The following is a 26,172-nucleotide window of genomic DNA, read 5'->3' as shown; positions in this document are numbered from 1 at the left end:
TCTAACGGGGCCGTACCCGAAAACGTAAAACGGCCCATAATACTAGATACAATATCCCTAACAGTAGTCCAAATTCAAGACTCAATACCAACGCTGTCCGGTCGGTTAAACTCTGCCAGATGGCGTTGAAAAGCTCTTGAGGATTGTGCAGTATATCCCAGCTATTCCACCTTCTGATTCGACCTAAGTAAATCCCAAAACCAGCTAATGGCAAACTTACCATCAAAAGGGCATTTCCAATATTTTTAGTATAAGTCTTTTGCCAAGACCGATGCATCCAATACAATGATACCAGTCCATTGAAAAGACTTACTTCGGCGTAGAAAAATAGCATAATCATGTCGTGATAGGTAAGGTCACTGCCCATATCCACCGACAGATGCACCAAATCAGTAATCATATAAGGTGCATTTGGAAAAAACAGTACCCACACTACACTCCACACTCCTACCCATACGGGCAATGCGCCAAATCTTTTGACAGAAACATCTACTACAAAAGCGACCAAAAGCGGAATCCAGCTTAAAAAAAGATTCCAATCCAACGAAAAATCTACCGCTTCTTTGAATTGAATCCTAATCATATGGTACGTGAGAGCTACCATACTCAACAAGAACAATAGGAGTAATGGATAAAGCCCTTCTAACGTAATAATAGGTGGCTCAGAGATACTGAGATGGTATTTCCACAATCGATCAATTAAACGTTTGAGCAAAATATAAATGTTTTGGTTGTATAAAGAACGCCCAAAATCTATCCTGATTTTAACATTACAACTAAAAAGTTTGTGCAATAGTCCAAAATCCTATGATAAATCTAATATTTTCTTTTTTAGAGAACAAACCTAGTTTTACTCCTTTCCTTTTTCTTTTTTTCAGTTTGAGAAGAATCTAAGCCTTCTAAGTATTTAGCAACTGCCCCTAGGCTAAAACCTAAAAAATCCTATTTCCATTCAGTTATTTTCTGTAATTTGGCACGGAAAATAAAAATCTCACCAACTCACCCAAAATACCTATATGAATATTCACGAATATCAAGGTAAAGAAATACTCAAAAAGTACGGTGTGCGTGTGCAAGACGGCATCGTAGTAGATACTCCAGAACGGGCTGTAGAAGCATATCGTAGCATCGCCGAACGGACTGGCTCAAAGTTCGTTGTTGTGAAATCTCAAATTCACGCGGGTGGACGTGGTAAAGGAAAAATCCAAGGTTTAGAACAACGTGGTGTACAAGTAGCTAAATCGCCCGACCAAGTACGCGAAATCGCCACAAACCTCTTAGGACATATTCTCGTAACACACCAAACTGGCCCTGAGGGCAAGCGTGTAAACAAAATTTTCTTGGCCGAAGACGCTTATTATCCTGGCGCTTCTGAACCTAAAGAGTATTATATTTCTATTTTGCTTGACCGCGCCAAAGGATGCCCCGTAATCATGGCAAGTACTGAAGGTGGTATGGACATCGAAGAAGTAGCAGAACATACTCCCGAAAAAATCATCAAAGAATGGGTAGACCCTCGCGTAGGCCTTCAGCCTTTCCAAGCTCGTAAAATCGCTTTTGCGTTTGGCTTGTCGGGCAATGCCTTCAAAGAAATGGTTAAGTTTGTCTCGGCTCTTTATACTGCATATTGGGAGTCTGATGCGGCGATGTTTGAAATCAACCCCGTACTCAAAACTTCTGATGACAAAATCATGGCCGTTGATGCCAAAGTTAATTTGGACGACAATGCCCTGATTCGCCATGCAGACCTCGCCAATATGCGTGATACTAATGAGGAAGACCCTCTTGAAGTAGAAGCAGGCGAAAACAACCTCAACTACGTTAAGCTTGACGGTAACGTAGGTTGTATGGTCAATGGTGCGGGTTTGGCTATGGGTACAATGGATTTAATCAAACTTTCGGGCGGTGAGCCTGCCAACTTCCTCGATGTAGGCGGTGGGGCAAATGCCAAAACAGTAGAAGCTGGTTTCCGTATTATTTTAAAAGACCCTAACGTTAAAGCAATTCTTATCAATATCTTCGGTGGAATTGTTCGCTGTGACCGCGTAGCAACGGGGGTTGTGGAAGCCTATAAAGCCATTGGGGATATTCCGGTACCAATCATTGTGCGCTTGCAAGGTACCAACGCCGAAGAAGGAGCACGTATCATCAATGAATCTGGCTTGAAAGTTTACTCTGCTATTGAGTTCAAAGAAGCTGCCGCTAAAGTAACCGAAGTCTTGAAATCTTTGGGATTGTAGTAATATCTCTTAAAATAAAAAAGCAACTGATAGCTCTCTCTGTCAGTTGCTTTTTTATTTACCTCATCAGCCATACTTTCCCCCGCCATTCATACTGATGAGAGGGTGTTTTTATCACATAGCTATACACTCCATCTGAAAGAGGTTTATCTTGAAAAGTACCATCAAAGGGTAGTTGAGTGTCTCCTTTACCAAAAAATACCACTTCTCCCCATCTATTAAGCACCATCACTTCTATCTCTGGATATTGATCTAATCCTTTTAATATCCACATGTCATTTTGGCCATCCCTATTTGGCGTGAATACGTCGGGGATATAAAGAGGCCCTAATACCTCAATCATTATGCTATCTTCGGCCAAGCAGCCTACTGGTCCAATAGCTTTTAAATGATACATTGTAGTAGTCTCTGGGCTGAAAATTGGAGACAAACTCGTCGGATTTTCGATGCCCGCTGAGGGCGTCCACTCATAGATATATCCTTCGCCTAAATTGACGTCAATCTTTAATTTCGCTCCTCTTACCAAGCTACGCTTTTCACCCAACTCTACTTTGGCCGGTGCCACTACTGCCACAGTCTGTTCTGCTTTTCCATTCAAACACTCTACTGAACCGTTTAGGACATACACGATGGTATGCATTCCTTTTCCTGCTTTAATAGGATCAAATACTCCATCTACCACGCCTTTCCCCAAAAATATACCACCCTCAGGGCTTCCCTTCAACTTGACAGGCCTCAGTATCTCACTACAAAAGGGGGGAATGGAATCCATCTGGACCACCACTTTATCTACCATTGATACTTCAAATACGCTAGAAACAGTTGTACACCGATTGGTATCTCTTATTGCAACTGTATATTTTCCCGCTTGAGTCGCTACAACTTGGGCTTGTGTTTGCCCTTCTATTGCTTGTCCATTTAGCAGCCATACAAAAGCTTTCAAATCCTTACCCTTTGCCTTGAGTAAGAGCGAAGCCCCAGGGCAAAGTTCTTTACCACTCGCCTCAATTTCCACCACAGGTTCTTCATATTGAATCACTCTTACTTCCTCCGACTCGGTGGTGCAGTTGTTGGGAGCGGTTACTTTCACCTTATAAACTCCTGGCTGTGTAGCTATTAGTGAATCTTTGACACCGCTTATAGGTTGCCCGTTAAGATACCACTGATAAATATAAGTCCGCCCATGAGTAGCATTTAGAGTAACTTTACCGCCTTTACAAAACCCTGCTCTTGCAGCTTTCAAATCTGCTTTAGGAGGAGTATTTGTGATTACGATAGAGGAAGACGAAAGATAGGCACAGCCATTAGGATCAGTTATTTTCAAGCTATAATTTCCCGTCTCTACTGCTTCCAAAGTATTAGAAGTCGCACTTAGGACAGGTCGATTTTCAAAAAGCCATTGGTAAAAAAAAGCGCCATCTCCACTTACAGCTGCACTTAATTTGACCGTTCCACCTTGGCAAGGATTGCCTGTCAAATTTCCCTCTGAAATACTAATATTAGGTTTAGGAAAAAGAGCAAGCTCAATTCCCGGTGTAACTACCATTTCAGGACAATAGAGAGGTGTCGAAACCAAGCATTTATAATTCCCAATTTGGTTGTTTTTAACTATTAAAATCGAATCTTTAGCGTTTGGAATCAACACATCGTCGAGAGTCCATTGAAATGTACTGTTTGCTAAAAAACTAGTTGCATTGAGCTGCACAGTACTGTCATAGCATATAGTGGCCTGAAGCCTTTTTTGAGGCTGCCCGACTTTAGAAACAAAAGTAATGGGCTTGCTTATATTGGTATTGCATACTACCGTAGTTTCATGAGATATTTTGGCAGCTGCTTTAGCTGATAAAATAAAGTAGAATGCCCAATATACACCCATTAAAAGGAAGCGCCTTGACATACCAAACAAGATGAGTCTTTTGACAAAAATAACAATAAATCAACAACTTATGTTGGAACTAAGATAGACTTGCTTACAACAATTGTCAAAAAGCGGAATTATTCAAAAATTTTCGTGGTTGATACTGTAAACAATCTTCTATCATTTTATGTCAAAACCCCGCCTCATTTTAGACCAAGACGATGTATTAGCTGCTACGCACGATAAACTCGCCGACATTGTTTTCAACGAATTTGAAACTGGTCTTTCACGCGAAGCTTTTAACAAAGTAGCATTTCATCAAATCCTTTCCACTGAACTGAGCCAACGGCTTTACCATATTATCCAAGCTCCAGGTTTTTTTAGCGATATTCCACTCATCCCCAACGCCCGCGAAGCTGTACTTGAGTTGAGCAAAAAATATGAAATTTTTGTAGCTACTGCCGCGCTTGAGTTTCCAAATTCTTTCCGCGAAAAGTATGATTGGCTACGCCAATATTTTGATTTTATTCCGTGGACACACATTGTATTTTGTGGCGACAAAAGTGTTTTGTCGGGTGACTACCTTATCGACGATATGCCCCGCAACTTAAAAACCTTCAAAGGAAAGGGGTTACTTTTTAACGCTGCTCACAATCTCGAAGAAACGGCCTACCAACGTGTCATGAATTGGGAAGAAATCTTGCAACTTTTGGGTTGAGCTTGATTAACTACCAAACAAAAGCCCGACGTGTATGCGTCGGGCTTTTGTTTGGTATCTTGATATTTATTGCTAAAACAAATGCGTGGGAGAAGCTTCTTTTGGTTTAGGCACTTCTACCCCTACCTTCGATTCTTTCATCTTGATGATTTTGGTCCAACTCAAAAACTTAATCACTGGATAAGTAGGATCAAACTCAAACCATTTAGTACCAAAATTGACCCGGTTTGGAAGTTTATGATGGTTGTTTTGGAACAACTCCCCCATCATCAACAAGTCAAAAACAAGGGAATTTTTTGATTCGTCTTTATTGTCAAAATTTTGGTAACCGTACTTATGACCACTCCAATTGACGATAGCACCATGTACGGGACCCATTAAATAGTGAATAGGCAACAACAAGAAAAATGCCCAGTGCATATCTAAATAAATGAAGGCAAAAATATAAAACAACGAGTATAAAATCCCCCATCCTAAACGTGAAATCCACGAATCGCCTAGTTTTTCGAGTTTTTCCCAATAAGGATAATCACGCTCAAAACGTGCTTCTACTTTAACTTTGCGATTCAAAACTGCGTTATAAAGATCTTTGGTTTTCCACATCATCGTGAATACATTTTCGGTATGATGAGGAGAGTGAGGGTCTTTTTCGGTGTCGCTAAAAGCGTGGTGCATACGGTGCAAGATAGCATACGCACGAGGACTTAGGTAAGAAGACCCTTGCGAGATGTAAGTAAGGGCGTAAAAAAACTTCTCCCAAAACTTATTCATCGTAAACATCTTGTGGGCAGAATAGCGATGCAAAAAAAACGTCTGACAAAATAAAGAAAGATACCAGTGCCCAAAAAAAGCGGCCAAAACTACGTACATGTAATGAAGTAGGTTATTTTTAATGATTTTAAACTTGTACAAAACTAAGGAAACCTTTTGGTAGAAACAACCTTTTTGAGGCGAAATTTCGCTTCCTTGCGTTTTGGGTTTGAATCAAACGGATAGGCAAGTTAATTTATTGATTTACAGTAAGTGCATACTGTACCAAATTGGCACCCATTCGCAAAGCCTGTTGACGTAGTTCTTCGGGGTCGTTGTATACACTCTGATCTTCCCACCCATTTCCCAAATCACACTCATAACTATAAAAACAAACCAACCGACCTTCCCAAAACAATCCAAAACCCTGTGGGGTTTTAGAATCATGCTCGTGCACTTTTGGGAGTCCGTTGGGAAATTGAAATTTTTGGTGATATACAGGATGCGAAAAAGGTATTTCCACAAACTCTAGTTCGGGAAATACCTTTTTCATTTCACGGCGAATATATTTATCTAAACCATAATTATCATCTAAATGCAGAAATCCACCCGAAATCAGGTATTTGCGCAGGTTACGAGATTCGGAATCCGAAAATAGCACATTTCCGTGCCCAGTGAGGTGAATAAAAGGATAGGAAAACAAATCAGGGCTACCAGGTTCTACAATATCTTCTTCAGGAAAAATATTCATCCTTAGGTTTTGATTACAAAATTTAATCAAATTTGGCATGGACGTTTTGTTGGCATACCAATCACCGCCGCCGCCATATTTGAGTTTTGCAATTTTGTAGGCATACTGCGCATGAGCTGCCGATACTATTCCTAAGACAATAATTAAGGTGGATAAAACTGATTTTTTGAGATTCATTGTAGCCTTTATCTAAGGGTTTTAAACCGTTTCACTAACTTAACGCAAACTAATCTAATACGCAAGTTTGTGCAACAATTACAACGAATCTCTATCAAATTTAGTACCACTTATCCATTTTGGTAAAAGAAGAAAAAACGGAAGTGATTGCTCGGTTTTTTTTCAACGCACGGCGTTTGCGGCGCGATACGGGCAACTGTACACCATTGCGCAATTCGACAAATTCGGGCGTCATTTCAACAATAAAATTTTTGTTTACTAAAAATGACTTATGAATTCTGATAAAATCGGAGCCTTCCAATACGCCATTGAAGTGCTTGAGGGTTTTTGCTTCCAAATAAGCCTTTCCATCTTTCGTGAAAAAACGCGTGTAGTTTACTTCAGATTGAAGATACATGATGTTTTGGGTATCCATCATTCTGACAATCCCTCCTACGTGTAAACAAAGGCGATGAACTGATTTTTTTTCTACGAGAGGTAAAGGCAAGAGTTGTGGCTGTAACATAACGGGAGAGTATTAGATTGTTTTTGATGCTTCAAAGGTGATACATCTCTCCCCCGCAAATCAAATAAGAAGTAGTGAATCGTGTTATTAAGCAAGTGAACCGTGGCGAATTTATTCTTGAAGCGTATTAGATATTGACATGGTGCAATACCTGACAAGCCGCCAAAGCGGCGGTTTCGGTACGTAGACGCGTATTTCCAAGAGTAGCCATCCTAAATCCATGAATTTGAGCTAGTGCAATCTCTGAGGCTGCAAAATCGCCTTCGGGACCAATCAACACAGTATAATGCTCGCCCGACGTAGCTGCTTTGAGTAAGTGAGGAGGTACTTCGTTTTCGGGCAAATGTGCTATCCATTTTTGAGTATTGGCATCGGATTGCCTCACAATCCATTTCTCAAAATCTCCTACTTCTGCTACCTCTGGTAGATACGCTTGCAAAGATTGCTTCATCGCAGACACGGCTATTTTATGGATACGTTCCAATTTTAGCGTCTTTCGTTCGGAATGTTTGGTATAAAAAAACGATATTTTGTCAATGCCTATTTCGGTGGCTTTTTCCACAAACCACTCAATACGATCCATATTTTTGGTAGGAGCAAGTGCTATTTCAATATGGTATTTTCGTGGTGGTTGGAGTATTTGATTTGTAACTTTAAGAATACAATTTTTAGGAGTACTTGATTGAACCACGGCTTCATACCAGCTTCCTTTCCCGTCTGTGACTTGTACGCTTTCTCCCTGACGCAGCCTCAATACTTTGGCAGCATGAAAGGCTTCGTCGTCGGTGAGGGCTGTGATTTCGGAGAAATTGGGTTGATAAAATAAATGCATATAAAACACTCTGATTTAGAAAATGATACAATCTTAGCAAAGATGTGCTGGGGCTATTAAATTTTATTCTCAAACTTTATTTTAGGATTTTTCAAACACTTCATAGCTTGAGTAAGCCCTGCCAATGTGAGTGGAAACATCCGATTGTCGGTCCATTCACGAATGATACTAATACTGTGGGTATATTGCCAATAATCTGCCACTGTCACAGGATTGAGCCAAACCAAATGCGGATATTGCTCTTTGAAGCGATTGAGCCACGTTAGTCCGGCTTCTTCGTTGTAATGCTCCACACTACCTTTGGCGTGCGTAATTTCATACGAAGCCATAGAAGCATCCCCCACAAAAATCACTTTATAATCTTTGTTGTATTTGTGTAAGACCTCTAGCGTAGGCACTCGCGAATGCCGCCGGCTGTTGTCGCGCCACAGTGTTTCATAAACACAGTTATGAAAATAATAATGCTCAAGGTGTTTGAATTGGTACTTTGCCGCCGAAAACAACTCTGAACACAGCTCAATATGGTCGTCCATCGACCCACCCACATCCAATAGCAACAGCACTTTGACATTGTTTTTGCGAGAAGGGTGGAGATGTATATCCAATATTCCACCATTTCGGCTAGTACCTTCGATCGTGGCATCCATATCAAGTTCTTCTTCTCGTCCTTCACGGGTCAAGATGCGCAGGCGGCGCAAAGCCATTTTTATGTTTCGGGTATTGAGTTCTACCTCTTCGTCGTAGTTTTTATACTCTCTATTTTCCCAAACCTTAGCCGCCGTTCGGTTGCCAGAAGAAGGGCCTTTTAGTCGAAACCCCTCTGGATTATAGCCATTAAAACCAAAAGGCGAAGTGCCACCCGTACCTATCCAAGTATTGCCACCGTCGTGTCGTTCGTTTTGGTTTTGGAGCAATTCTTGAAACCTTTCAAATAACTTATCTAATCCGCCCATACGCTCAATTAGGGCCTTTTCTTCTTCTGTGAGCTCACGCATCAGCGCATTTTCAAACCATTCGGGAGGGAGATTGGTATCAAGGATTTTGGTTTGTACCGACTGCGCATTTTTGAAATATTCCGAAAAAAGTCGGTCAAACAAATCATAGTGCATTTCATTTTTGATGAGAGCAGTTCGACTGAAATAATAAAACTCTTCCACACTCATCTCAATGATTTGTTTTTTCAATCCTTCCAACAATACAAGGTATTCGCCCACTGAGACAGGTAGGGCGTGTTTTTTGAGCAATAAAAAGAAATCAAGAAACATAGCTTAGTGAGAGTTAGTAAGGTTTAAAACCTTTGGCTCGGAGAGCCGCATACAAGTCATGGTCTTGTTCGTTTTTCAATAAAGCTCCCAAAAATGGTGGCACTTCGGGCATGGTCTCCAAGTCTTTGAGGTCGTCGGAAGATACTTTGGCCCACAAAAGCAATTTTATCCAATCAATCAGCTCGCTAGTAGAAGGTTTTTTCTTGAGGGCTTTGACCTCTCTGACCGCAAAAAACGCTTTCAAAGCACGCTCTAGCAGTTCTTTGTCAAGCTCAGGATAGTGTACCTCCACAATCTGCTGCATGGTGAGCCGGTCAGGAAAACGGATAAAATGAAAAAAACATCTCCTCAAAAATGCGTCAGGAAGCTCTTTTTCATTGTTGGAAGTAATAATCACGATAGGTCGCTGTTTGGCAGCAATAGTTCGGTTGAGTTCATAACAAAAAAACTCCATGCGGTCGAGTTCTTGAAGCAAATCATTTGGAAACTCGATATCAGCTTTGTCAATTTCGTCAATCAGCAGCACCACCTGCTCATCGGACTCAAAAGCCTCCCACAATTTCCCTTTTTTGATGTAGTTTTCGACCTCATATACTCGTTTGTCACCTAGCTGTGAGTCTCGCAAACGTGACACAGCATCATATTCATACAAGCCCTGATGCGCCGTAGTGGTAGATTTGACATGCCACGTAATGAGCCGTTTACCCAAAGCTTTTGACACTTCATAAGCCAGCATGGTTTTGCCAGTACCCGGCTCACCTTTGATTAGTAGGGGTTTTTGTAAACTTACTGAGGCATTGACCGCCACGGCCAACTCGCGCGTAGCAACGTATTTTTCGGTACCTTCAAAAGAGGGAGTCATAAACTATGATTCTTTAAGTAGTCGCAAATTAAGCTTTTTAGGCGTATCATTTTTTCTTTTTGCGTAAAAACAAGAAACAACAAGAGGTATAAAAAACAACGCTGAGACTTATTATAATAAGTTTAGCTAAACATTATCCCAGAATGTATCTCAACCTCGACGCGCAAAAAAATAATACTTACGATGCCATTGTCATTGGCTCGGGAATCAGTGGTGGATGGGCCGCTAAAGAACTGACCGAAAAAGGTTTACGAACCCTCGTACTGGAGCGTGGCCGTGACGTAAAACACGTCACCGATTATCCCACTACCATGTCGGCTCCTTGGGAAATGGCTCATCGGGGGCGGCTTCCGCTCGAAATCGCCGAACGGGTGCCTATCCAACGCAAAACAGGGCCCGCTGCCAACGAATATAGCAATCACTTTTTTGTAAAAGACGATGAGCATCCTTATACTCAAGTCAAACCTTTTGACTGGACAAGGGGCTATCAAGTTGGGGGCAAATCACTCATGTGGGCGCGGTGGGTTCAGCGCTGGAATGAAGACAATTTTGAAGAAAATGCCCGCGAAGGAATTGGCGTTGATTGGCCTATTAGGTATAAAGACATGGCTCCTTGGTATAGCTATGTCGAAAAATTCATTGGGGTTGCAGGCAACAAAGACGGAATTAAAACCCTGCCCGACGGCGAATTTCTGCCCCCTTTTGAGCTCAATTGCTTAGAAAAACATTTCCAAAAAACGGTTGCCAAATATTACAACGATCGTCACTTTATCATCAGCCGAACTGCCAATTTGAGCAAGCCTTCGGCTATTCATACCGCTCTAGGGCGTTCGGCTTGTCAATCTCGCAACTGGTGTAGCCGTGGGTGCCCTTTTGGAGCGTATTTTAGCACTCAGTCTTCTACTTTGCCTGCCGCCGTCAAAACTGGCAAGCTCACACTGTTGCCTTTTTCTATCGTACATTCTATCATTTATGACGACAAAAAAGGAAAAGCTACGGGCGTCAGAGTCATTGATGCCAATACCCTTGCTATGACCGAATATTATGCCCGTATTATCTTTGTCAATGCTGGTACCCTCAACAGTACTGCTATCATGATGAACTCTGTTTCGGATCGTTTTCCAAACGGACTAGGCAACGATAGCGGTGCTTTGGGGCACTATCTGATGGACCACAACTATCGTATCCGAGTTAGTGGCGTCTATGAAGGTCGTGATTTTGATGACCAATATTACTTCGGGCGGCGTCCTGCGGGCTCCTATGTACCTCGTTTTCGCAATTTAGGCAACGACCGCCAAAAAGATTTTGTACGGGGCTATGCCTATGCCTGCGGCGCAGGAAGGCAAGGTTGGGAGCGTGGCTCTGGAAATTTGGAGTTTGGGAGCGAGTTTAAAGAAAGCATGACCCGCCCTGGTCGTTGGACTTTCAGCATGACAGGCATGGGGGAAATGCTTCCACACATCGACAACAAAATAGAACTCGACCACGACAAAAAAGATAAATGGGGCTTACCTACCCTCAAAATCGACTGTCGGTGGAATGAGAATGAAGACAAAATGGTATTGGATGCAATCGAACAGGCGCAAGAAATGATGCATCGTGCAGGTATTAAAGTAACCGCCGCTTTTGACAATCACCAAGCACCCGGACTTGCTATCCATGAGATGGGCACTGCTCGCATGGGCCGCGATCCCAAGACGTCCGTACTAAATGGCTTCAATCAAGTACACGCTTGCAAAAATGTGTTTGTGTCTGACGGTGCTTGTATGGCTTCTTCGGCTTGTCAAAATCCCTCACTAACTTATATGGCTTTGACGGCACGAGCCGCCGATTATGCCGTCAAAGAAATGAAAAAGCAAAATCTCTAATTTATTAAATTACAATCACTTCCCCAATTCAATGCTGGGTTTTTAGAGCTTGTGTATGACTGTACGACAATTTTTCGGACAAAGGTGCTTGCTGAGGAAGGGCATCAAAACGATATCCTCTTTCTGATAAATCCTCTAGTATTCGAGGCAACACGTAGCTCATGTTTCGCCATGCTTTATGACTATCATGCAACACCACAATCGACCCTGGGCTAGTATAGCGCAGGGTTTTTTCTAAGCAGCGCTCAGGACTAAGGTATTTCTCAAAATCGCCCGTGAGTACGTCCCACATTACAATGTGATGGTCTTCCAAAAGAGGCTTGGCCTGACTTAGTTTGATGCGTCCATAAGGAGGTCTAAACAAGTTGGTCTCCACAGGTAGTATATCATTACATCTACCTACATTTTCCCAGTACATGGTATCAGAGGTTTTCCAACCATTAAGATGATTGAAAGTATGATTGCCAATACTGTGATCTTGGGCTACGAGTTTTGCAAAAATCTCAGGGTGCTTGTATACATTATCACCAATACAAAAAAATGTTGCTTTTGCCTGATATTTAGCGAGTTGCTCTAGCACCCACTCCGTCACTTCTGGTATGGGGCCATCATCAAATGTAAGGTATACCACTTTCTCTTGAGTCGGAATATTCCACACAAAAGGCGCGTAGATTGCCTTTAGTAAAAGAGGAGACTTATGTACAAACAATGGAATCATGGGCTGTTTTTTTTAGGGAGATTGGTATCTTATTTTATTTCAATTTTCGACCTTTCCATTCATATCCTTTTCGTTGGGAAACTATCCCAAACAATAGTACATATATTGGATAAAAAAGTTGTACTAAAGGAATATAAGGAATCAACCTATTTTTTTTCAAAAATCTGATAATCAAACTTAAAAACAAAAATTCTGGCAAAAATTTAACAATTAAAATTGCATTAAATAGTTTATCCTGAAAATCATCTATTAATGTAGAAGTTAATATTAGTAATGTAAAAGTATTTACTAAAAATACAAAAATGGCAACTACCATAGTAGCGACTCTTTTATTAACAGCCCATTTGCTCCCCCAGCGGATACGTTGTTGATAAAAAGCCTTCCAGCTTTCTTGGGGTTGAGTTTGTACAATAGCAGCCTGATTTTTAAGGAAATAGACGCCTCCACCATAAAATTGATTGATTTTTTGTAACAAAAACTCATCATCTCCTGAAGCAATTTGGTCTACACCGCTGTACCCTCCCACTGTTTCAAAGGCTTTTTTTTCATAGGCCAGATTTGCCCCATTACACATCGTAGGATAGCCCGCTTCAAGCAAGCACCCACCAGTTCCTATGAGACTCGAAAATTCGATGGTCTGAAACACATGAAAGCTATTTTTTTCGTCTACAAATGTCACCGGCCCACTGATAAAGTGTGCCTTTGTCTGGATATAAGTCTGAGCATATACCTCCAGCCACCGCTCTCCTACCCTACAATCTCCGTCAGTTGTAACAATAAGCTGCCCCGTTGCTATCGCCAAGCCTTCCGTTATTGCCCTTTTTTTGGGCGCGTTCACAGGCTTGTCTGTAAGCTTAATCAATTTTAAATCCAAGTCATTTTTTGCCGCAAAGTCTTCCACAATTTCGGCAGTACGATCCGTAGAAGCATCATCCACCACAATCACCTCAAAATATTTTTTGGCTAAGCATTGCCCTTGTAAATCACTTAATAATACGTGTATGTTGGCCGCTTCGTTGCGAACTGGAATGATAACCGACAATCTAAAATCCAGAGGTAAACTATTTTCTTTGGGTGATGGCTGCAACCTGATACGATTCCACATCATGCAAAGCCATATACACGCCACCGCATACATCAACACCGCCACTCCCCCGACAATTATCATATCTTTTTACGATTATGGTTTGAAATCATTGCCCCACCATTTCAATTTCATCACCCATACTACACCCAGCAATACTGGTAGAAGGATATTAACAAACCACAGCGTCAATGTCACCGCTACAATTTGACTAGGAGCTACCTCATAAAAACTAAAAAAATACAAAGAAGAAGCCTCCCTAATCCCCAAATCACCTAGAAAATTGAGAGCAGGAATCAATGTTTTCGCAAAAAACACCAAAAAAATATTTGATATAGATGCTCCTAAAGGCAATGTAACTTTGAATACCTGAAGCAATAAGAAGAATTGGAGTGTAAACACCCCATACCTCCCTACTGCCCAGCGCCAAGCTGCCACGATTTCGCCAATACTATACTGTGAGATAATCTCTACATAAGGTGCTATCCACCGAAACCACCGAAATTTTTCGAGATAAAACGTCGCCTCTTTCCGTTTGATAATCAGCCAAATCCCTGCCACGATTGTCGACACCAATACTCCTAAAAGTAGCCAAGCCGCACTGTTTTGAAAAGCCGACACGTATACTACCAAGTACCCTATACCCAGCGTTCCGAATATCAGCGATACGTAAAATTGAAGCCCATTGGCCAACAATGCAGCCCCTACTCCCGAAAGCCGTTGGTGGCTTTGAAGCGAAAGCACTCTACCAGCAGCATCGCCTACGTTGTTTGGAAGTAAAAATCCTAGAGCTAGTCCAGCCAATACCCCCTTAAATGATTCAAAAAAATTGATTTTTTCTACTTTTTGCGCCAACAACTGCCATTTTCTACTCTCACATGCCCAATTGACAGGAGTCAACAAGCCCACTATTACCAATTCTACCCAATGCTCCCGATTCAGGTTTTGGCGAAGCTGCCAATACACATCTTGTAAGCTTTGGCCTTTTTGTTGGATTGTCATATACAAATACCCCAACATCGCCACCAAAAGCCCCCATTTAAACACCCAAGCCATTTTTTTGAGAGAAATAATCCAAGAATACCGCGAAGGGGTGTTACTTTGCATCATGCAAAAAGAAATGTCTAATCTACCGACCGAAAAAATTATCTTAGGTGTTGACCCAGGCACCCGTATTGCAGGCTACGGAGTCATCCGTGTTGTGGGACCGCGCATTGAATTGCTCCAATACGGTGTATTAAAACTTGACAAATATAGTAGTCATGAATTGAAACTGAAGAAAATCTTTGACAGAATCACCCAACTTATCGAAGAGTTTTTGCCCGATGAAATGGCAATTGAAGATCCTTTTTACGGAAAAAACCCCCAATCAATGCTCAAATTAGGAAGAGCACAAGGGGTGGCTATGGCAGCTGCTCTCAATCGTAGCATCCCGATTGTGGAATACTCCCCAAAGACAGTCAAAATGTCGGTAACTGGCAATGGAAACGCTTCCAAAGAACAAGTAGCTTTTATGCTTCAAAGTATTCTTAAACTTGAGCTTCAACCCGAATACCTCGATGCTACTGATGCCGTTGCTATTGCTATTTGTCATCATTATCATGCCAATTCGCTCCCGTCGGCAGCGGCTAAGAAAAAAGGAGCAAAAAAAGGAGGATGGAGTGCCTTCGTAAGCGAAAACCCTAATCGAATAAAATAGAGACAATTGTACCGTAAGTCTATTTTTATAGGGCAATAGTGGTAAAACCTGCCTCAGTTGTCATATATAGAGTTTGTAAAAAAAAGCTGCTTGACTATTTTTGCAAATAAGTACCTCAACCGAAACCTTAGAAAAACTCATATAGTTGAACTTTACAGCCAAAATAACGCTTGTTTGTATTTTTGTTTTCGTCTCCTTAGCGTCTTTTTCCCAAGAAGTACACATCAAAGTACTTCAGCAAGGAAAAACGTTTAAGGATTCTTCTTATTATGACATCATTCCGGTAGGCAATCAGTACTGGATTGGTGGCAAATATGGCACCTTAAAGTCTAGCGATGCGCTAGGAAACCTTTCTGATATTTCCTATCCCAATCAATTCGTCGACATTTACAAAATAGATCGATTTGACGAGCAAAACTTAATCGCTTGCGCCGACAAAGGAATCATTTACAAACACAACCTCTCTTCAAAGCATTGGGAAGTAATCAAGGTAAAAGGCTATGAGAAGGCTTGTTTTTACAATATGGCAGTTGTCAATGATTCCACGGCCTTTGTATGCGGAGGCAATTCGGCCATTGCTCATTCCCAAAAAACCATTCCGCTAGGGTTTATTTTAAAGACAATCGACCGTGGCAAAACTTGGCAAAAAGTGTACAATAATGCCTTTAAAATGGTATGGTGTGTTAAATTCAACCCCCATAATCAAAAGGTGTATGCCCTCATGTATACTCCAAATCGAACTCATTTATACGCTTTTGAAGATGAGAAATGGAAGCGTAAGCAAAAAATTGGCAACAGTATTTTTCACGAAATACAATTTGATAATGAGAATGATTTTGTTGCTATGGGTGGATGGATTGGCAAAAAAGGCAGAATCCACTACAACACCAAAAAGCACATCATCCCACAATCAGGCTTGGTATGGGGACGGGTTTCAAATGAGCAATATGATCTTTATACGGCTTGCAATGGGCACGTAATACTGAGCCATAAAACCGATACATTCAAAACATTTAGGGTCAAACTCAACGACGAATTTAGTATTTACGAAGCTATTTTTACCTCTCCGAACACCGCGCTCGCCATAGGAAGTGCGCAAACTTTACTTCATATCACGATTGCAACTCCTTCAATCAGCGCCCATCAACCGCACTAATCGGCGATACTGCTTGAAGCAAAGAATATTTCTGCAATGCTTGCGCTACAAGTGCCGTAGTGTAAGCTTCGGAAGTAAAATAGAGGGCATTTCTTACCACTGTACCTCCCGAAAAAAACACCCCTCCTTTCCAGTAAACATGATTTTGTCCAAACTGCCGCTGGCTCAACAAAAAAGCAATTGATTGATCAATATAGTAAGGAGCCACCTCTAGCCCTACTGATTTAAAATTAAGCAAACTCAAAAGGGCATAGACCGTAGATTGAATTTTATCGCGGTGATTTACTTTCCTTCGACTTACGTAGCTTCCATTTTTTTGCTGCGATTTTAGCAGATGTTGAAGCATGAGATGAGCGGTATTCTTAAGGGCGGTATCACCTGCAACCAAAGCCCGCGAAACAGCATAATGAAAATGATAGCGATTAGGATAGTAGTGCGCCGCTCTCCGCCAACGCTTATACAGAGCTTGGTGTTCTATGAATCGGTGCGCCCCTTCTTTACCTATGCTACTTGATAGCGTTCCATTTTTTTGTAAATAGGTAAGTACATTCGCATTGACCACCGCATCGAGGTCGTTTGTGCCATAAGGAATATAAGGCTGATAGGGCTTAGGATAACAAATACTATTCTTCAAAAAGAAAATTTTGTTGTGACCAATCGTTTTCAGGATATTCCATTTTTTGAAATCTGCCTCTTTGCCAAGCCATGTCATATAAGCTCCCGACTCAGGAATACCATTGAAAAGATAATTGTACCAATGCCGATTTTTACGGTTTTGATCAAGGTAGCTGTCAAATTCACTAGCCGCAATTAGCGTGTCTTTTGCTCCAAAAATCTGATTATGAAACCAAATAGCCAGATTTCCCGAAGCCGTATCGTCTGCATCATTTTCTACATTGGCAGCGTTGTTGATATATCTTGATTTTAGTTTGTAATGAGTCGGACGCCTCACCAAAGGCACGGGCTCAGGTTCGGGGCCTTTTTGTAAATCACGATTTGGAGGAAGTTTTTTCCAAAAATTAAATCTATGAGCCGTCGCATAGCTCAAAATTTCGGGATAAGCCAGCAAAAGCATGGGTTTAATCTGGCCTAAAGAACTGTCGGATAAATACATCTCTGACAAGATGTTATGAATGCCAGAGGTAGTAAAGCTATTGGAATCTTGATACTTGTTGCGAGTGCCAAGCAACAAAAACCGCGTGTGCATTTGCATGTAAGCAGGCCACTCTCCTTTATAAACTTGGCCCTCTGTAGTTTGTTGGCACTGAATGTGTTGTAAATACCTCAGCGATTTTTCTAAAGTCTGTCGGATGGTATCGGCATTGACAACCACATGTTGGGCAGAAAGACTTTTACTAAATAGAAGACTAGTCAATAAAACAAAGCACCATTTAGCTCCAAAAATAAGGTTTTTTGCATGGTACTTTGGGCATTTTCTCCCCCAAAACTTTATTTTTATACATTTTATCGAAAATCTCACTTCCATAAACAATACGCCCAAAATTATCTTCGTTATTAGTCCAACAAAATAAGCCAATTCGCCTTAAACAACAGAATCTCTATCTGTATTTTGTAAGTTTGGCAAAGTTATTGATAATGCCATTAGATAGAATTTTCATTGTATTTTAGGCATTAATCGTATTTTTGCCTTATCATTGTTCGACATTATAAGATTTCACGATTTACAAATAACGGTTAACTATTTAATCTAGATGGTCAAATTAAGTATGAAAGCGGCGACTTGTGTACTAGCAGCGGTGGTATTACTGGGCGCGTGTAAGTCTAAGCACCCTTCAAGCCTCAACCCGGGTAAGAAAAGTACGGCGACCAACGCAAACTTTGCTACCAAAGGTGGTAAAGGTAGCAAGAAAGGGAAGAAAGGAGCAGATGTTCAAGAGTCTGATGGTTTTGTGGTGATGCCTTACAAGTCACAGGTAGTAGGTCCCAACCTCGTTTTTATCGAAGGTGGACGCTTTACTATGGGAGCGCTAGAGGAGGATGTCATGAACACTCGTGACAACCGCGAGCGCACGGTCAGTGTACAGTCTTTCTACATGGATGAAACTGAGATTGCCAACTTACATTATCTAGAGTATTTGCACTACATTCAGCGTGACTCTTCGGCGGAGGTACATGCACGTGCGCTACCAGATACGACCGTTTGGTACGATCCGTTGTCATTCAATGATTCTTATGTTACCTATTACTTCCGCCACCCTGGTTTTAGGATGTTTCCAGTAGTAGGTGTATCGTGGGTACAAGCCAATGACTATTCTACTTGGCGTACTAGTTTCGTCAACTCCAACTTGGCCAAACAAGCCAACGGCAAAGGTAAAAAACCTTCTACAAGCAGAAAGAGTAAGAAAAAAGGACAAGCATTGGCTGAGTCTGAAGCTATGATGGCCTCTACACCTGCTCGCCCTGCGGTAGAAAGTGGGTATGTATTGCCCAACTATCGCCTTCCAACGGAAGCTGAGTGGGAATATGCTGCAAAAGCAATGATTGGAACCCAATACGCCGACGAAAACCAATCAAATCAGCGTATCTATCCTTGGGATGGCTCTTCTTTGCGTACCCCTCGTGGCAAACACAAAGGGGAGATGTTGGCTAACTTCAAACGTGCTCGTGGTGACTACGCCGGTATCGCTGGTAAATCAAACGACGGTGCTATCATTACTGAAGAGATTTACAAATATCCACCAAATGACTTTGGTCTCTACAATATGGCGGGTAACGTAAACGAATGGGTATACGACGTTTATCGTCCATTGTCATATATGGATTTCAAAGACTTGAACCCTCTCCGTCGCGATGGTTTCTTGGATGAATCAAAACGCTACGATTCTAAAAATAGCAACTCCGTTGTAAACGATAAGCTTCGCGTCTACAAAGGTGGTTCTTGGAACGATGTAGCTTATTGGCTCTCACCTGGTACTCGTCGCTTCCTAGACCAAGATTCAGCTACGGCGATGATTGGCTTCCGTTGCGCCATGATTTCAACAGGAAGAAACAAATAACAATCTCAGGTTCCTCATTTATTACCTTAATATACTTAAAAAGCGGAGGCAGCAATGCCCTCCGCTTTTTAATTGGGTACATATCTCATCATTTATACTGCTATCACCTTGCCGTGGGTTTGCTTGATTACCCACTTAAGCATAGGTTTTGAATTCTGAAAAATACGCAGCGATAGTTCGGAAAGCCATTCATCCCCAAACAAGCGTTGTACGGTGCGCCCCACCCAAAGCCGACTTGCAAATTGCTCTTTCCAACGTTTTGTGTAGTCATTTTCAAGTTGTGAACGAGAAATTTTTCCTTCTAAAAACAACATTGTTTGCTCTGCTGCTATTTTCCCCCCATGAATTGCCATCGCCATGCCATTGCCACAAAGCGGAGTAATTAGCCCCGCCGCATCACCCACCATCAAAATATGGTTTTCGACGGTTTGTTTAGGGGCAAATGAAAAACCATTGATGACCTCTGGACGCTCATACAAAAACTCTGATTCGTTGAAAATACGCCGTAAATGCGGGTTTTTCCAAAGTACATTTTGTTCCATATCCGCAATATCCCGATAGCGACGTAGATTGTCGCGAGTGGTAAGATAACACAAACAATATTTGTCTTCCTCAATCGCCGAAATACCACAGTACCCATCTTGAAAGTTGTGCAGAGCTATTAAATGTTGGGAAAATTGGGTTCTAATATGATATTTTATACCAATATAGGGGGATTTTTCATGAACAAAATCTCGCTTCAAGGCCTTATCCATTTTCGAATTTTTACCGAAGCTCCCCAGTATTACTTTGCCCACAATCGCTCGGCCTGATTGAATATGTACTTCAAAACTATTTCCTAAATCCTCTGTGACCTCATTGACAGTCTCCCCCAAACAAAACTCCACTCCTGTTTGAAGCGCTAATTGGTAAAGCGCAAAATCTAACCGAAATCGACTCACACCAAACCCTCCCAAGTCAAGTTGAGTATCTAGCGCGCGCCCTGAAGGAGAAGTAAACCTAAAATCTGTAATCTCTTTTACACCTAAGGCCTTTAAATCTAGTCCTAAATGTGCTAAATAAGGTCTTACTTCATTGGAAATGTATTCGCCACATACCCGATGAAAAGGATAATGCTTACGCTCAATCACAACTACTGAAAAACCCGCACGGGCAAGCTCTATACTACTAATAAGCCCCGCTAAACCACCTCCTACTACGACTACATCATACATGCCTGGTTGATTTTGTTGAAGAGATTGTCCATCATCGGTAAACCTCTAGGATTTAAAACAAAGTACGCAAAATGTAGTTTTGAAAATGTATAAATAAAGTAAGTTTTCGTTTTAAGAATGGCACAGTATTTTAAAATACTTTCAAAAAGTCCCACACTTAAATTCTATCAACAATGAGAATCAACTCTTTTGTATTCTATTTATGGGGAGTGTTAGGAATCGTCACCTTACTGAGTGCTTGTACCAAATCGAGCGAGACGCCTCCCACTACCAATCCTGCCCCCAATGCCACTTGGCAAGTCAATCCGGTTTTTAGTAGCCTTACCTTCAATAGCCCCGTCGAAATGACTCACGCTGCCGATGGTACCAATCGGATTTTTGTGGTAGAGCAGCGTGGTGTAGTACGTGTTTTTCAAAACGAAGCCAATGTAAATCAAAGCCAGACTTTCTTGGACATCAGCAATCGAGTGAGTTCGGGAGGCGAGACTGGGCTGCTAGGGTTGGCTTTTCACCCTGATTTCAAAACCAATGGTCAAGTTTTTGTCAACTATACTCGCCGCTTCAACAACCAATTACAGTCGGTAGTGTCGCGTTTTCAATCCAACAAAACCACCGCTGACGCCAACTCCGAAGAAATACTGCTTACTTTCGACCAACCTTACGCCAACCATAACGGCGGAGCTATCTTGTTTGGCAAAGATGGTTTTCTTTATATCGCCACTGGGGATGGCGGCTCAGGGGGCGACCCTCAAAACAACTCCCAAAATCGGGCTAATTTGCTCGGCAAAATCTTGCGAATTGATGTAAATACCAAAGAATCAGGTCTAAACTACGGCATTCCGGCCGATAACCCTTTCAAAGGAATGACAAGCGCTCGTCCCGAAATATATGCCTATGGTCTACGCAATCCTTGGAAAATTACCTCCGACCGAAGCACAGGCCGCGTATGGATTGCGGATGTAGGTCAAAATGCCCGTGAGGAAATTGATATTCTCGAAAAAGGCGGCAACTACGGTTGGCGTGTTACCGAAGGAAAGGAATGCTATAGCCCTGCCAACAATTGTAACCGTACTGGCTTTGTAGAGCCTGTTTTTGATTATGGCACTTCCGAAGGCCGTTCTATCACGGGAGGCTATGTATATCGCGGTGCCAAACTTACGTCTATTGTAGGGCAGTACATTTATGGCGATTATGTAAGTGGCAATATTTGGGCGCTTACTTACGACGAAAATTCTCGTCAAGCAACCAACAAACTCCTGACGCGTTTGGTAGGGTCGCTCTCTTCCTTTGGCGAAGACGAAGCGGGTGAACTCTATCTTCTCAACCACCAAACTGGCAAAATACACCTTTTAGAGCTGAAGTAAGATTGAGAAGGGCGGAACTTTGAAATACAAAAATTGCTTTTCAAAATAAACCGCCCTTATTTATCTCTATGTTAGAAATTATTGTTGCGTCAGAAGAACATTTACCCGAAATCAACCGCATTGCCCACGAAACGTGGCCTTCTACCTTTGGCGAAATCCTCTCACCCCAGCAGATTTCATACATGCTTGAATGGATGTATAGCATAGATTCGCTCAAGCAACAAATTACCGAAAAAGGGCACGTTTTTTTGTTGGCCAAAGATGAAAGCGGTTTTCTAGGCTATGCATCCTATGAGCTTCATTATCAAGGTCTTCATAAAACAAAAATTCACAAAATTTATTTATTACCCGCCAGCCAAGGCAAAGGCGTAGGTGCGGCTCTGATTGCCCAAATTGGGGCTAGAGCTACCCAACACAACGACCTTTCTCTTTTACTCAACGTAAACCGCCACAACAAGGCGGTGGGATTTTATGAAAAAGTAGGTTTTCAAATCGTCGGAAGCGAGGATATTGACATCGGAGACGGTTTTTTGATGCAAGATTTTATCATGGAAAAGCCTCTATGAGAGTTCTTTAATAAAACATACGATTCGGTTTACTTCTTCAAATCCTACTTTTTTATGAAAATCAATACTTGCGGTATTGCTGATTTCGGCATCGGAAGCTAGTTGGACGCAGCCTTTCTGAAGGGCCCACTTTTCGGCGAGTTGTAAGAGTTTTTTGCTCAAGCCCATCTGCCTAAAACCTTCTTTCACAAATATTCCTTCCACATAAGCTGTGGGCGACTGAGCAGCACCCTCTACGTAATCTGTTCGCAGAGAGACATGAATAAAAGCAATGTAGATTTCACCTGATTTAAGCAAAAAAGCCGTCTCAGTATCTGAGTGCGCTATTTCTTGACAGCTCTCCAATTCTTCCTCAAAGTCACACTCGGGCCAGAGTTCTAGGAAAAGTTGAGCCAAATCTTGGGTATTATTTCCCGAAAGGGTCTCTACTATTACTGACGTCATAGTTGTGGTTTTTGCAAACATTTATATCGATAAATATACCCAACACTGCCCGAAATGCAATACCTTACCCTAGGGTTTTAAGTGTCCAAAGTGCGCCGTTTTTGGTCATAAGTTTGGTGAGCTTGTTTGCTTCTACCAAACTATCCAAAAGCTGTTGGGCTTCTGGAACCGCAATTTCACCCAATACCGCAAACTCCTTAGTAGTAAGCGTGGGGTAGTAGCCAAACAAACTTTCCCAATCTTTGGCATAAGATTTCTTTTGGGCCTGAGGATAAGCATTTAAAATCCCTTTTTCAAAAACAGAATAAGGCTTCACCCCATACACCACCTGATGATTAGCGGCTTGGTCTAAAATCATAAAAGTTGGGAACCCCCTCACACCCAGCTTCCTAGCCAAATCCAAATCGGCCTGAAACCAATCTTTTGCTTTGTTTTCATAATCATCCTTCAACTGACCGAGGTCAAGACTCGCTTTTTGAGCGGCCTGCGCTACGTATTCCCAACGAGTGATATTTTTCTTTTGCAAAAACAGCATTTCCCGCAGATTTCTCAAAAACAAAATTGCTTTATGATTGTCCTGTTTTTGAGCTGCTTTGAAGGCGATTGAAGGAGGATAAGAAGAATGTAGAGGGTCTTCGAGCCATACATCTCCGTCGATAGGCATTTGATAATGCACGCTCACTTCGTCCCAATGTGGCGCAACATCCGAAGGCTTGCTGATACCTCCACTATTGTAACTCCAATCAGGCAATAGCCCCCCCATGTGGTATTCTATTTCAACGTCTTGCCCATACTCCAACTTGAGCTTTCGCAACTGTGGTTCAATCCCCCAACATGACGAACAGATAGGGTCAGTGAAATAAAGTACTTTGACATTTTTTGAGAGTACTGTGTCTTTTTCTACTTTTATTTCGGTCTGATTAGTAGGCAATTCGCAAATACCTTCTTCAGTATCACACAGCAAAGGATTAAGATTTGTTTCCATGGTTGTTTTAGTGTTAGCTAGGTCATATTCATCAGAATATCCACCTTTTAAAATTTATTTACTCAAATCATTGTTTACTCTTTAAGTAGCATTCTAAACTTCCAAAGTTTGGTAAACTTGGGAAGTTTCACTCATGTTTATCTTATAAAACTTACCAAGTTTCAAAAATATGTGATAGGCAAACTTGGTAAGATTAGTAACTTGGGTGCAAAGTTGAAAACTAGAAACATACCAATCAATTAGTCAGAAAAAGATGACTACTCCTACACAGACTCATACCGATAACAGTTGTCCCGCCGAAGGGCTTTTGAAAATGCTCACTGGCAAGTGGAAACCTCAGATATTTCGTTTTGCCCTCGAAGGCCCCGTACGATTCAATGCGCTATTGCGTCAGCTAGAAGGCTCCAACAAACAGTCAATCGCGGTGGCTCTGAAAGAAATGGAAGAACAGGGTCTATTAGAAAAAGTAGTAGTAAAACTCAAACCCCTTCATATAGAGTATCATTTGTCAGAAAAAGGGAAATCATTGATTCCCATTTTTCGACAATTGGAGCAGTTGGTATTTGCCTAAAATGAATTCTTTATCACAAAAGAATTTTTCAACCAATAGTCTTCATTATTTTCAAAAGCGTTTGTTGAAACGCCACAATTTCGTCCATGTTCATATCTCCTTTATCGAGCGATTCTATGATTTTGTCAGGAATACAAGCTGCCTGATTTTTTAGTGCTTTACCAGTATCTGTAAGCGAGATATACACACTTCTTTCATCTGATTTAGAGCGACTTCTGTTGATAAATTGCTTTTCTTCGAGCCTTTTCAGGAGCGGTGTCAGTGTGTTATAATCCAAATACAAAACCTTACTCAACTCCCCTACCAATTGTTCGTCTTTTTGCCATAATGCCAACAAAACCAAATATTGGGGATAAGTAATACCTAGCTCTTCGAGCAGAGGAGTATAAACGCGTATCGTAAGACGAGAAACTACATACAGCGGAAAACAGATTTGATTGTCCAAATACAAACGCTCATCATCGTTCATATTACAAGAGTTTTTGGATAGTAGATTCGAGTTCTTCGGGCTCAGCCGTTGGGCGAAAACGCTCCACGGGTTTGCCGTTTCGGTCTATTACAAATTTAGTAAAATTCCATTTGATATCATCAATCAGAAAACCACCAAGCTCCGATTTCAGATATTTAAAAATGGGGTGTGCCTCCTTGCCATTCACGTCAACTTTGGCAAACATCGGGAAACTTACGCCATAATTTAACTGACAAAACTCTTCGATTTCGTTGGCTGTACCGGGTTCTTGTCCACCAAATTGATTACAAGGAAACCCTAGTATGATCAGCCCTTGGTCTTTGTATTTTTGGTACAAATTTTCTAACCCTTCAAACTGAGGTGTCAAACCACATTTGCTAGCGGTATTTACTACTACCACTACTTTCCCTTTGAAGCTCTCCATAGAGACACTTTTGCCTTTGATATCATTGGCGGTGAAATCATAAAATTGATTGGTTGTCATGCTGTTATTTATTTTTATTGATGGATAAAAGAAATTTTAAAGCCCCCGTTGACCACAGAGCCCATACAATCAATACGGGTTGAAAAAACAAACGGATTAATCTTTTTTGGTCAGTGTCTAGCCCAAAAGCGCTGATACCGTTGAGGTATTGGGCGATATTGCCCGGAAAAATAAGCACATAAAAAGCCGCAAGAGCCAACCCTACTTTTACTTTTTGTTTGGTCAAAAAAAGCATAGCCGCGCCCAAAGCAATTTCGACCACACCCGACAAAATCACTACTAAGTCTTTGCTTAAAGGCACCCAATGAGGCACTTGTGCCTGAAACTCACCCCTTTGAAAGGTTAAGTGCCCAATGCCTGCAAGCATCATCAGTGCCCCCAGAAGCCCTCTTAAAATGTTTTGCGTAACGGAAGTTTTTGCATTTATCATATTAAAAATCTTTTACGATTAAATCGTTTGCGATGTAAAAGTATAAACTTTTCAGCTATGCTCCAACCTACTTCTTATTTTTTGAATATTACCTCACCTTAAATGGCATATCATCCCCCGAAAGAAAAAGGAGCGATGAACTTTC

General features: G+C 41.5%; 26 protein-coding genes and 1 pseudogene. 9 read left to right on the top strand and 18 right to left on the bottom strand.

The genetic code is table 11. From position 1 onward, the window contains the following. Window position 1: 1 nt before the first annotated feature. Window positions 2-715: a DUF1361 domain-containing protein gene (locus G563_RS0107100; RefSeq protein WP_028664708.1), complete on the bottom strand. Its 714-nt coding sequence runs from the start codon at window positions 713-715 to the stop codon at window positions 2-4. 301 nt (window positions 716-1,016) lie between these two features. Between G563_RS0107100 and sucC the strand changes: the two genes are divergently transcribed. Next, window positions 1,017-2,240, top strand: coding sequence for an ADP-forming succinate--CoA ligase subunit beta (gene sucC / locus G563_RS0107095; protein ID WP_028664707.1), 1,224 nt, complete (start codon window positions 1,017-1,019; stop codon window positions 2,238-2,240). Window positions 2,241-2,298: 58 nt separating this feature from the next. Here sucC and G563_RS0107090 read toward each other — a convergent pair whose 3' ends face one another. Further along, window positions 2,299-4,137, bottom strand: a complete 1,839-nt coding sequence (locus G563_RS0107090; RefSeq protein ID WP_084650787.1) for a T9SS type B sorting domain-containing protein — start codon at window positions 4,135-4,137, stop codon at window positions 2,299-2,301. A 148-nt stretch (window positions 4,138-4,285) separates the two neighbouring features. Between G563_RS0107090 and G563_RS0107085 the strand changes: the two genes are divergently transcribed. Then, complete coding sequence (locus G563_RS0107085; RefSeq protein ID WP_028664705.1) at window positions 4,286-4,816, top strand: 5' nucleotidase, NT5C type; 531 nt, start codon at window positions 4,286-4,288, stop codon at window positions 4,814-4,816. Window positions 4,817-4,888: 72 nt separating this feature from the next. On the opposite strand, the gene G563_RS33915 is transcribed toward G563_RS0107085, so the two are convergent. The 6 genes from G563_RS33915 to G563_RS0107055 form a co-directional block, all read right to left on the bottom strand. Continuing rightward, complete coding sequence (locus G563_RS33915; protein ID WP_051210808.1) at window positions 4,889-5,686, bottom strand: acyl-CoA desaturase; 798 nt, start codon at window positions 5,684-5,686, stop codon at window positions 4,889-4,891. A 136-nt stretch (window positions 5,687-5,822) separates the two neighbouring features. Next, entirely contained in the window at window positions 5,823-6,494 is a 672-nt protein-coding gene (locus G563_RS0107075) for a DUF4159 domain-containing protein (protein WP_028664704.1), read from the bottom strand. A 100-nt stretch (window positions 6,495-6,594) separates the two neighbouring features. Further along, window positions 6,595-6,999, bottom strand: coding sequence for a LytR/AlgR family response regulator transcription factor (locus tag G563_RS0107070; RefSeq protein WP_028664703.1), 405 nt, complete (start codon window positions 6,997-6,999; stop codon window positions 6,595-6,597). A 127-nt stretch (window positions 7,000-7,126) separates the two neighbouring features. Beyond that, window positions 7,127-7,831: a 16S rRNA (uracil(1498)-N(3))-methyltransferase gene (locus tag G563_RS0107065; protein ID WP_028664702.1), complete on the bottom strand. Its 705-nt coding sequence runs from the start codon at window positions 7,829-7,831 to the stop codon at window positions 7,127-7,129. Window positions 7,832-7,887: 56 nt separating this feature from the next. Continuing rightward, window positions 7,888-9,096: a vWA domain-containing protein gene (locus G563_RS0107060; protein WP_028664701.1), complete on the bottom strand. Its 1,209-nt coding sequence runs from the start codon at window positions 9,094-9,096 to the stop codon at window positions 7,888-7,890. 13 nt (window positions 9,097-9,109) lie between these two features. Beyond that, window positions 9,110-9,958, bottom strand: coding sequence for an AAA family ATPase (locus tag G563_RS0107055; RefSeq protein ID WP_028664700.1), 849 nt, complete (start codon window positions 9,956-9,958; stop codon window positions 9,110-9,112). 143 nt (window positions 9,959-10,101) lie between these two features. Here G563_RS0107055 and G563_RS0107050 point away from each other — a divergent pair, with 143 nt between their 5' ends. After that, entirely contained in the window at window positions 10,102-11,826 is a 1,725-nt protein-coding gene (locus tag G563_RS0107050) for a GMC oxidoreductase (protein ID WP_028664699.1), read from the top strand. Between the two features lie 28 nt (window positions 11,827-11,854). On the opposite strand, the gene G563_RS33910 is transcribed toward G563_RS0107050, so the two are convergent. From G563_RS33910 to G563_RS0107035, 3 genes are read right to left on the bottom strand one after another with little or no spacing between them, the layout of a single operon-like run. Beyond that, window positions 11,855-12,544: a polysaccharide deacetylase family protein gene (locus G563_RS33910; protein ID WP_051210807.1), complete on the bottom strand. Its 690-nt coding sequence runs from the start codon at window positions 12,542-12,544 to the stop codon at window positions 11,855-11,857. Window positions 12,545-12,578: 34 nt separating this feature from the next. Further along, window positions 12,579-13,712, bottom strand: a complete 1,134-nt coding sequence (locus tag G563_RS0107040) for a glycosyltransferase (protein WP_028664698.1) — start codon at window positions 13,710-13,712, stop codon at window positions 12,579-12,581. Window positions 13,713-13,724: 12 nt separating this feature from the next. Beyond that, the gene (locus tag G563_RS0107035; RefSeq protein WP_169579731.1) at window positions 13,725-14,684 is read right to left on the bottom strand and encodes a lysylphosphatidylglycerol synthase domain-containing protein; all 960 of its coding nucleotides are present in this window, start codon (window positions 14,682-14,684) and stop codon (window positions 13,725-13,727) included. Between the two features lie 52 nt (window positions 14,685-14,736). Between G563_RS0107035 and ruvC the strand changes: the two genes are divergently transcribed. Both ruvC and G563_RS0107025 read left to right on the top strand, forming a co-directional pair. Then, on the top strand, window positions 14,737-15,327 hold the full coding sequence (gene ruvC / locus G563_RS0107030; protein WP_028664801.1) for a crossover junction endodeoxyribonuclease RuvC: 591 nt from the start codon (window positions 14,737-14,739) through the stop codon (window positions 15,325-15,327). A gap of 145 nt (window positions 15,328-15,472) precedes the next feature. Further along, window positions 15,473-16,483: a WD40/YVTN/BNR-like repeat-containing protein gene (locus tag G563_RS0107025; protein WP_028664696.1), complete on the top strand. Its 1,011-nt coding sequence runs from the start codon at window positions 15,473-15,475 to the stop codon at window positions 16,481-16,483. Here the strand turns inward: G563_RS0107025 and G563_RS0107020 are convergent. Then, a complete protein-coding gene (locus tag G563_RS0107020) occupies window positions 16,461-17,858 on the bottom strand; it encodes a hypothetical protein (RefSeq protein WP_157585127.1) in 1,398 nt (465 codons plus the stop codon). The two genes, G563_RS0107025 and G563_RS0107020, sit on opposite strands and share 23 nt — an antisense overlap. A gap of 337 nt (window positions 17,859-18,195) precedes the next feature. Between G563_RS0107020 and G563_RS0107015 the strand changes: the two genes are divergently transcribed. Continuing rightward, the gene (locus G563_RS0107015; RefSeq protein WP_028664694.1) at window positions 18,196-19,500 is read left to right on the top strand and encodes an SUMF1/EgtB/PvdO family nonheme iron enzyme; all 1,305 of its coding nucleotides are present in this window, start codon (window positions 18,196-18,198) and stop codon (window positions 19,498-19,500) included. A 92-nt stretch (window positions 19,501-19,592) separates the two neighbouring features. Here G563_RS0107015 and G563_RS0107010 read toward each other — a convergent pair. After that, a pseudogene (locus tag G563_RS0107010) lies at window positions 19,593-20,720 on the bottom strand (NAD(P)/FAD-dependent oxidoreductase); the annotation flags it as partial. 167 nt (window positions 20,721-20,887) lie between these two features. Between G563_RS0107010 and G563_RS33905 the strand changes: the two are divergent. Both G563_RS33905 and G563_RS0107000 read left to right on the top strand, forming a co-directional pair. Beyond that, window positions 20,888-22,078 (top strand): PQQ-dependent sugar dehydrogenase, encoded by a 1,191-nt coding sequence (locus G563_RS33905; RefSeq protein WP_037326080.1) that lies wholly within the window; start codon window positions 20,888-20,890, stop codon window positions 22,076-22,078. A 68-nt stretch (window positions 22,079-22,146) separates the two neighbouring features. Next, window positions 22,147-22,644 carry a GNAT family N-acetyltransferase gene (locus G563_RS0107000; protein ID WP_028664692.1) on the top strand — a complete coding sequence of 166 codons (498 nt, stop codon included), beginning with the start codon at window positions 22,147-22,149 and terminating at the stop codon, window positions 22,642-22,644. Here G563_RS0107000 and aac(6') read toward each other — a convergent pair. Then, window positions 22,639-23,088 carry an aminoglycoside 6'-N-acetyltransferase gene (aac(6'), locus tag G563_RS0106995; RefSeq protein ID WP_028664691.1) on the bottom strand — a complete coding sequence of 150 codons (450 nt, stop codon included), beginning with the start codon at window positions 23,086-23,088 and terminating at the stop codon, window positions 22,639-22,641. The genes G563_RS0107000 and aac(6') overlap by 6 nt on opposite strands. 64 nt (window positions 23,089-23,152) lie before the next feature. Further along, window positions 23,153-24,073, bottom strand: coding sequence for a DsbA family protein (locus G563_RS0106990; RefSeq protein ID WP_028664690.1), 921 nt, complete (start codon window positions 24,071-24,073; stop codon window positions 23,153-23,155). 253 nt (window positions 24,074-24,326) lie between these two features. Between G563_RS0106990 and G563_RS0106985 the strand changes: the two genes are divergently transcribed. After that, window positions 24,327-24,644 (top strand): winged helix-turn-helix transcriptional regulator, encoded by a 318-nt coding sequence (locus G563_RS0106985; protein WP_028664689.1) that lies wholly within the window; start codon window positions 24,327-24,329, stop codon window positions 24,642-24,644. A gap of 28 nt (window positions 24,645-24,672) precedes the next feature. Here G563_RS0106985 and G563_RS0106980 read toward each other — a convergent pair whose 3' ends face one another. Genes G563_RS0106980 through G563_RS0106970 form a run of 3 tightly spaced genes read right to left on the bottom strand, consistent with a single transcriptional unit; the run spans window position 24,673 to window position 26,027 of the window. Then, window positions 24,673-25,113, bottom strand: coding sequence for a MarR family winged helix-turn-helix transcriptional regulator (locus G563_RS0106980; protein ID WP_028664688.1), 441 nt, complete (start codon window positions 25,111-25,113; stop codon window positions 24,673-24,675). 1 nt (window position 25,114) lies between these two features. Further along, window positions 25,115-25,597 (bottom strand): glutathione peroxidase, encoded by a 483-nt coding sequence (locus G563_RS0106975; protein ID WP_028664687.1) that lies wholly within the window; start codon window positions 25,595-25,597, stop codon window positions 25,115-25,117. Between the two features lie 4 nt (window positions 25,598-25,601). Further along, entirely contained in the window at window positions 25,602-26,027 is a 426-nt protein-coding gene (locus tag G563_RS0106970; RefSeq protein ID WP_037326077.1) for a DoxX family protein, read from the bottom strand. Window positions 26,028-26,172: the final 145 nt, after the last annotated feature.

The sequence above is a fragment of the Runella zeae DSM 19591 genome, from assembly GCF_000423565.1.
Taxonomy (GTDB): Bacteria; Bacteroidota; Bacteroidia; order Cytophagales; family Spirosomataceae; genus Runella; species Runella zeae.
This window is presented reverse-complemented; position numbering and strand designations above follow the sequence as displayed.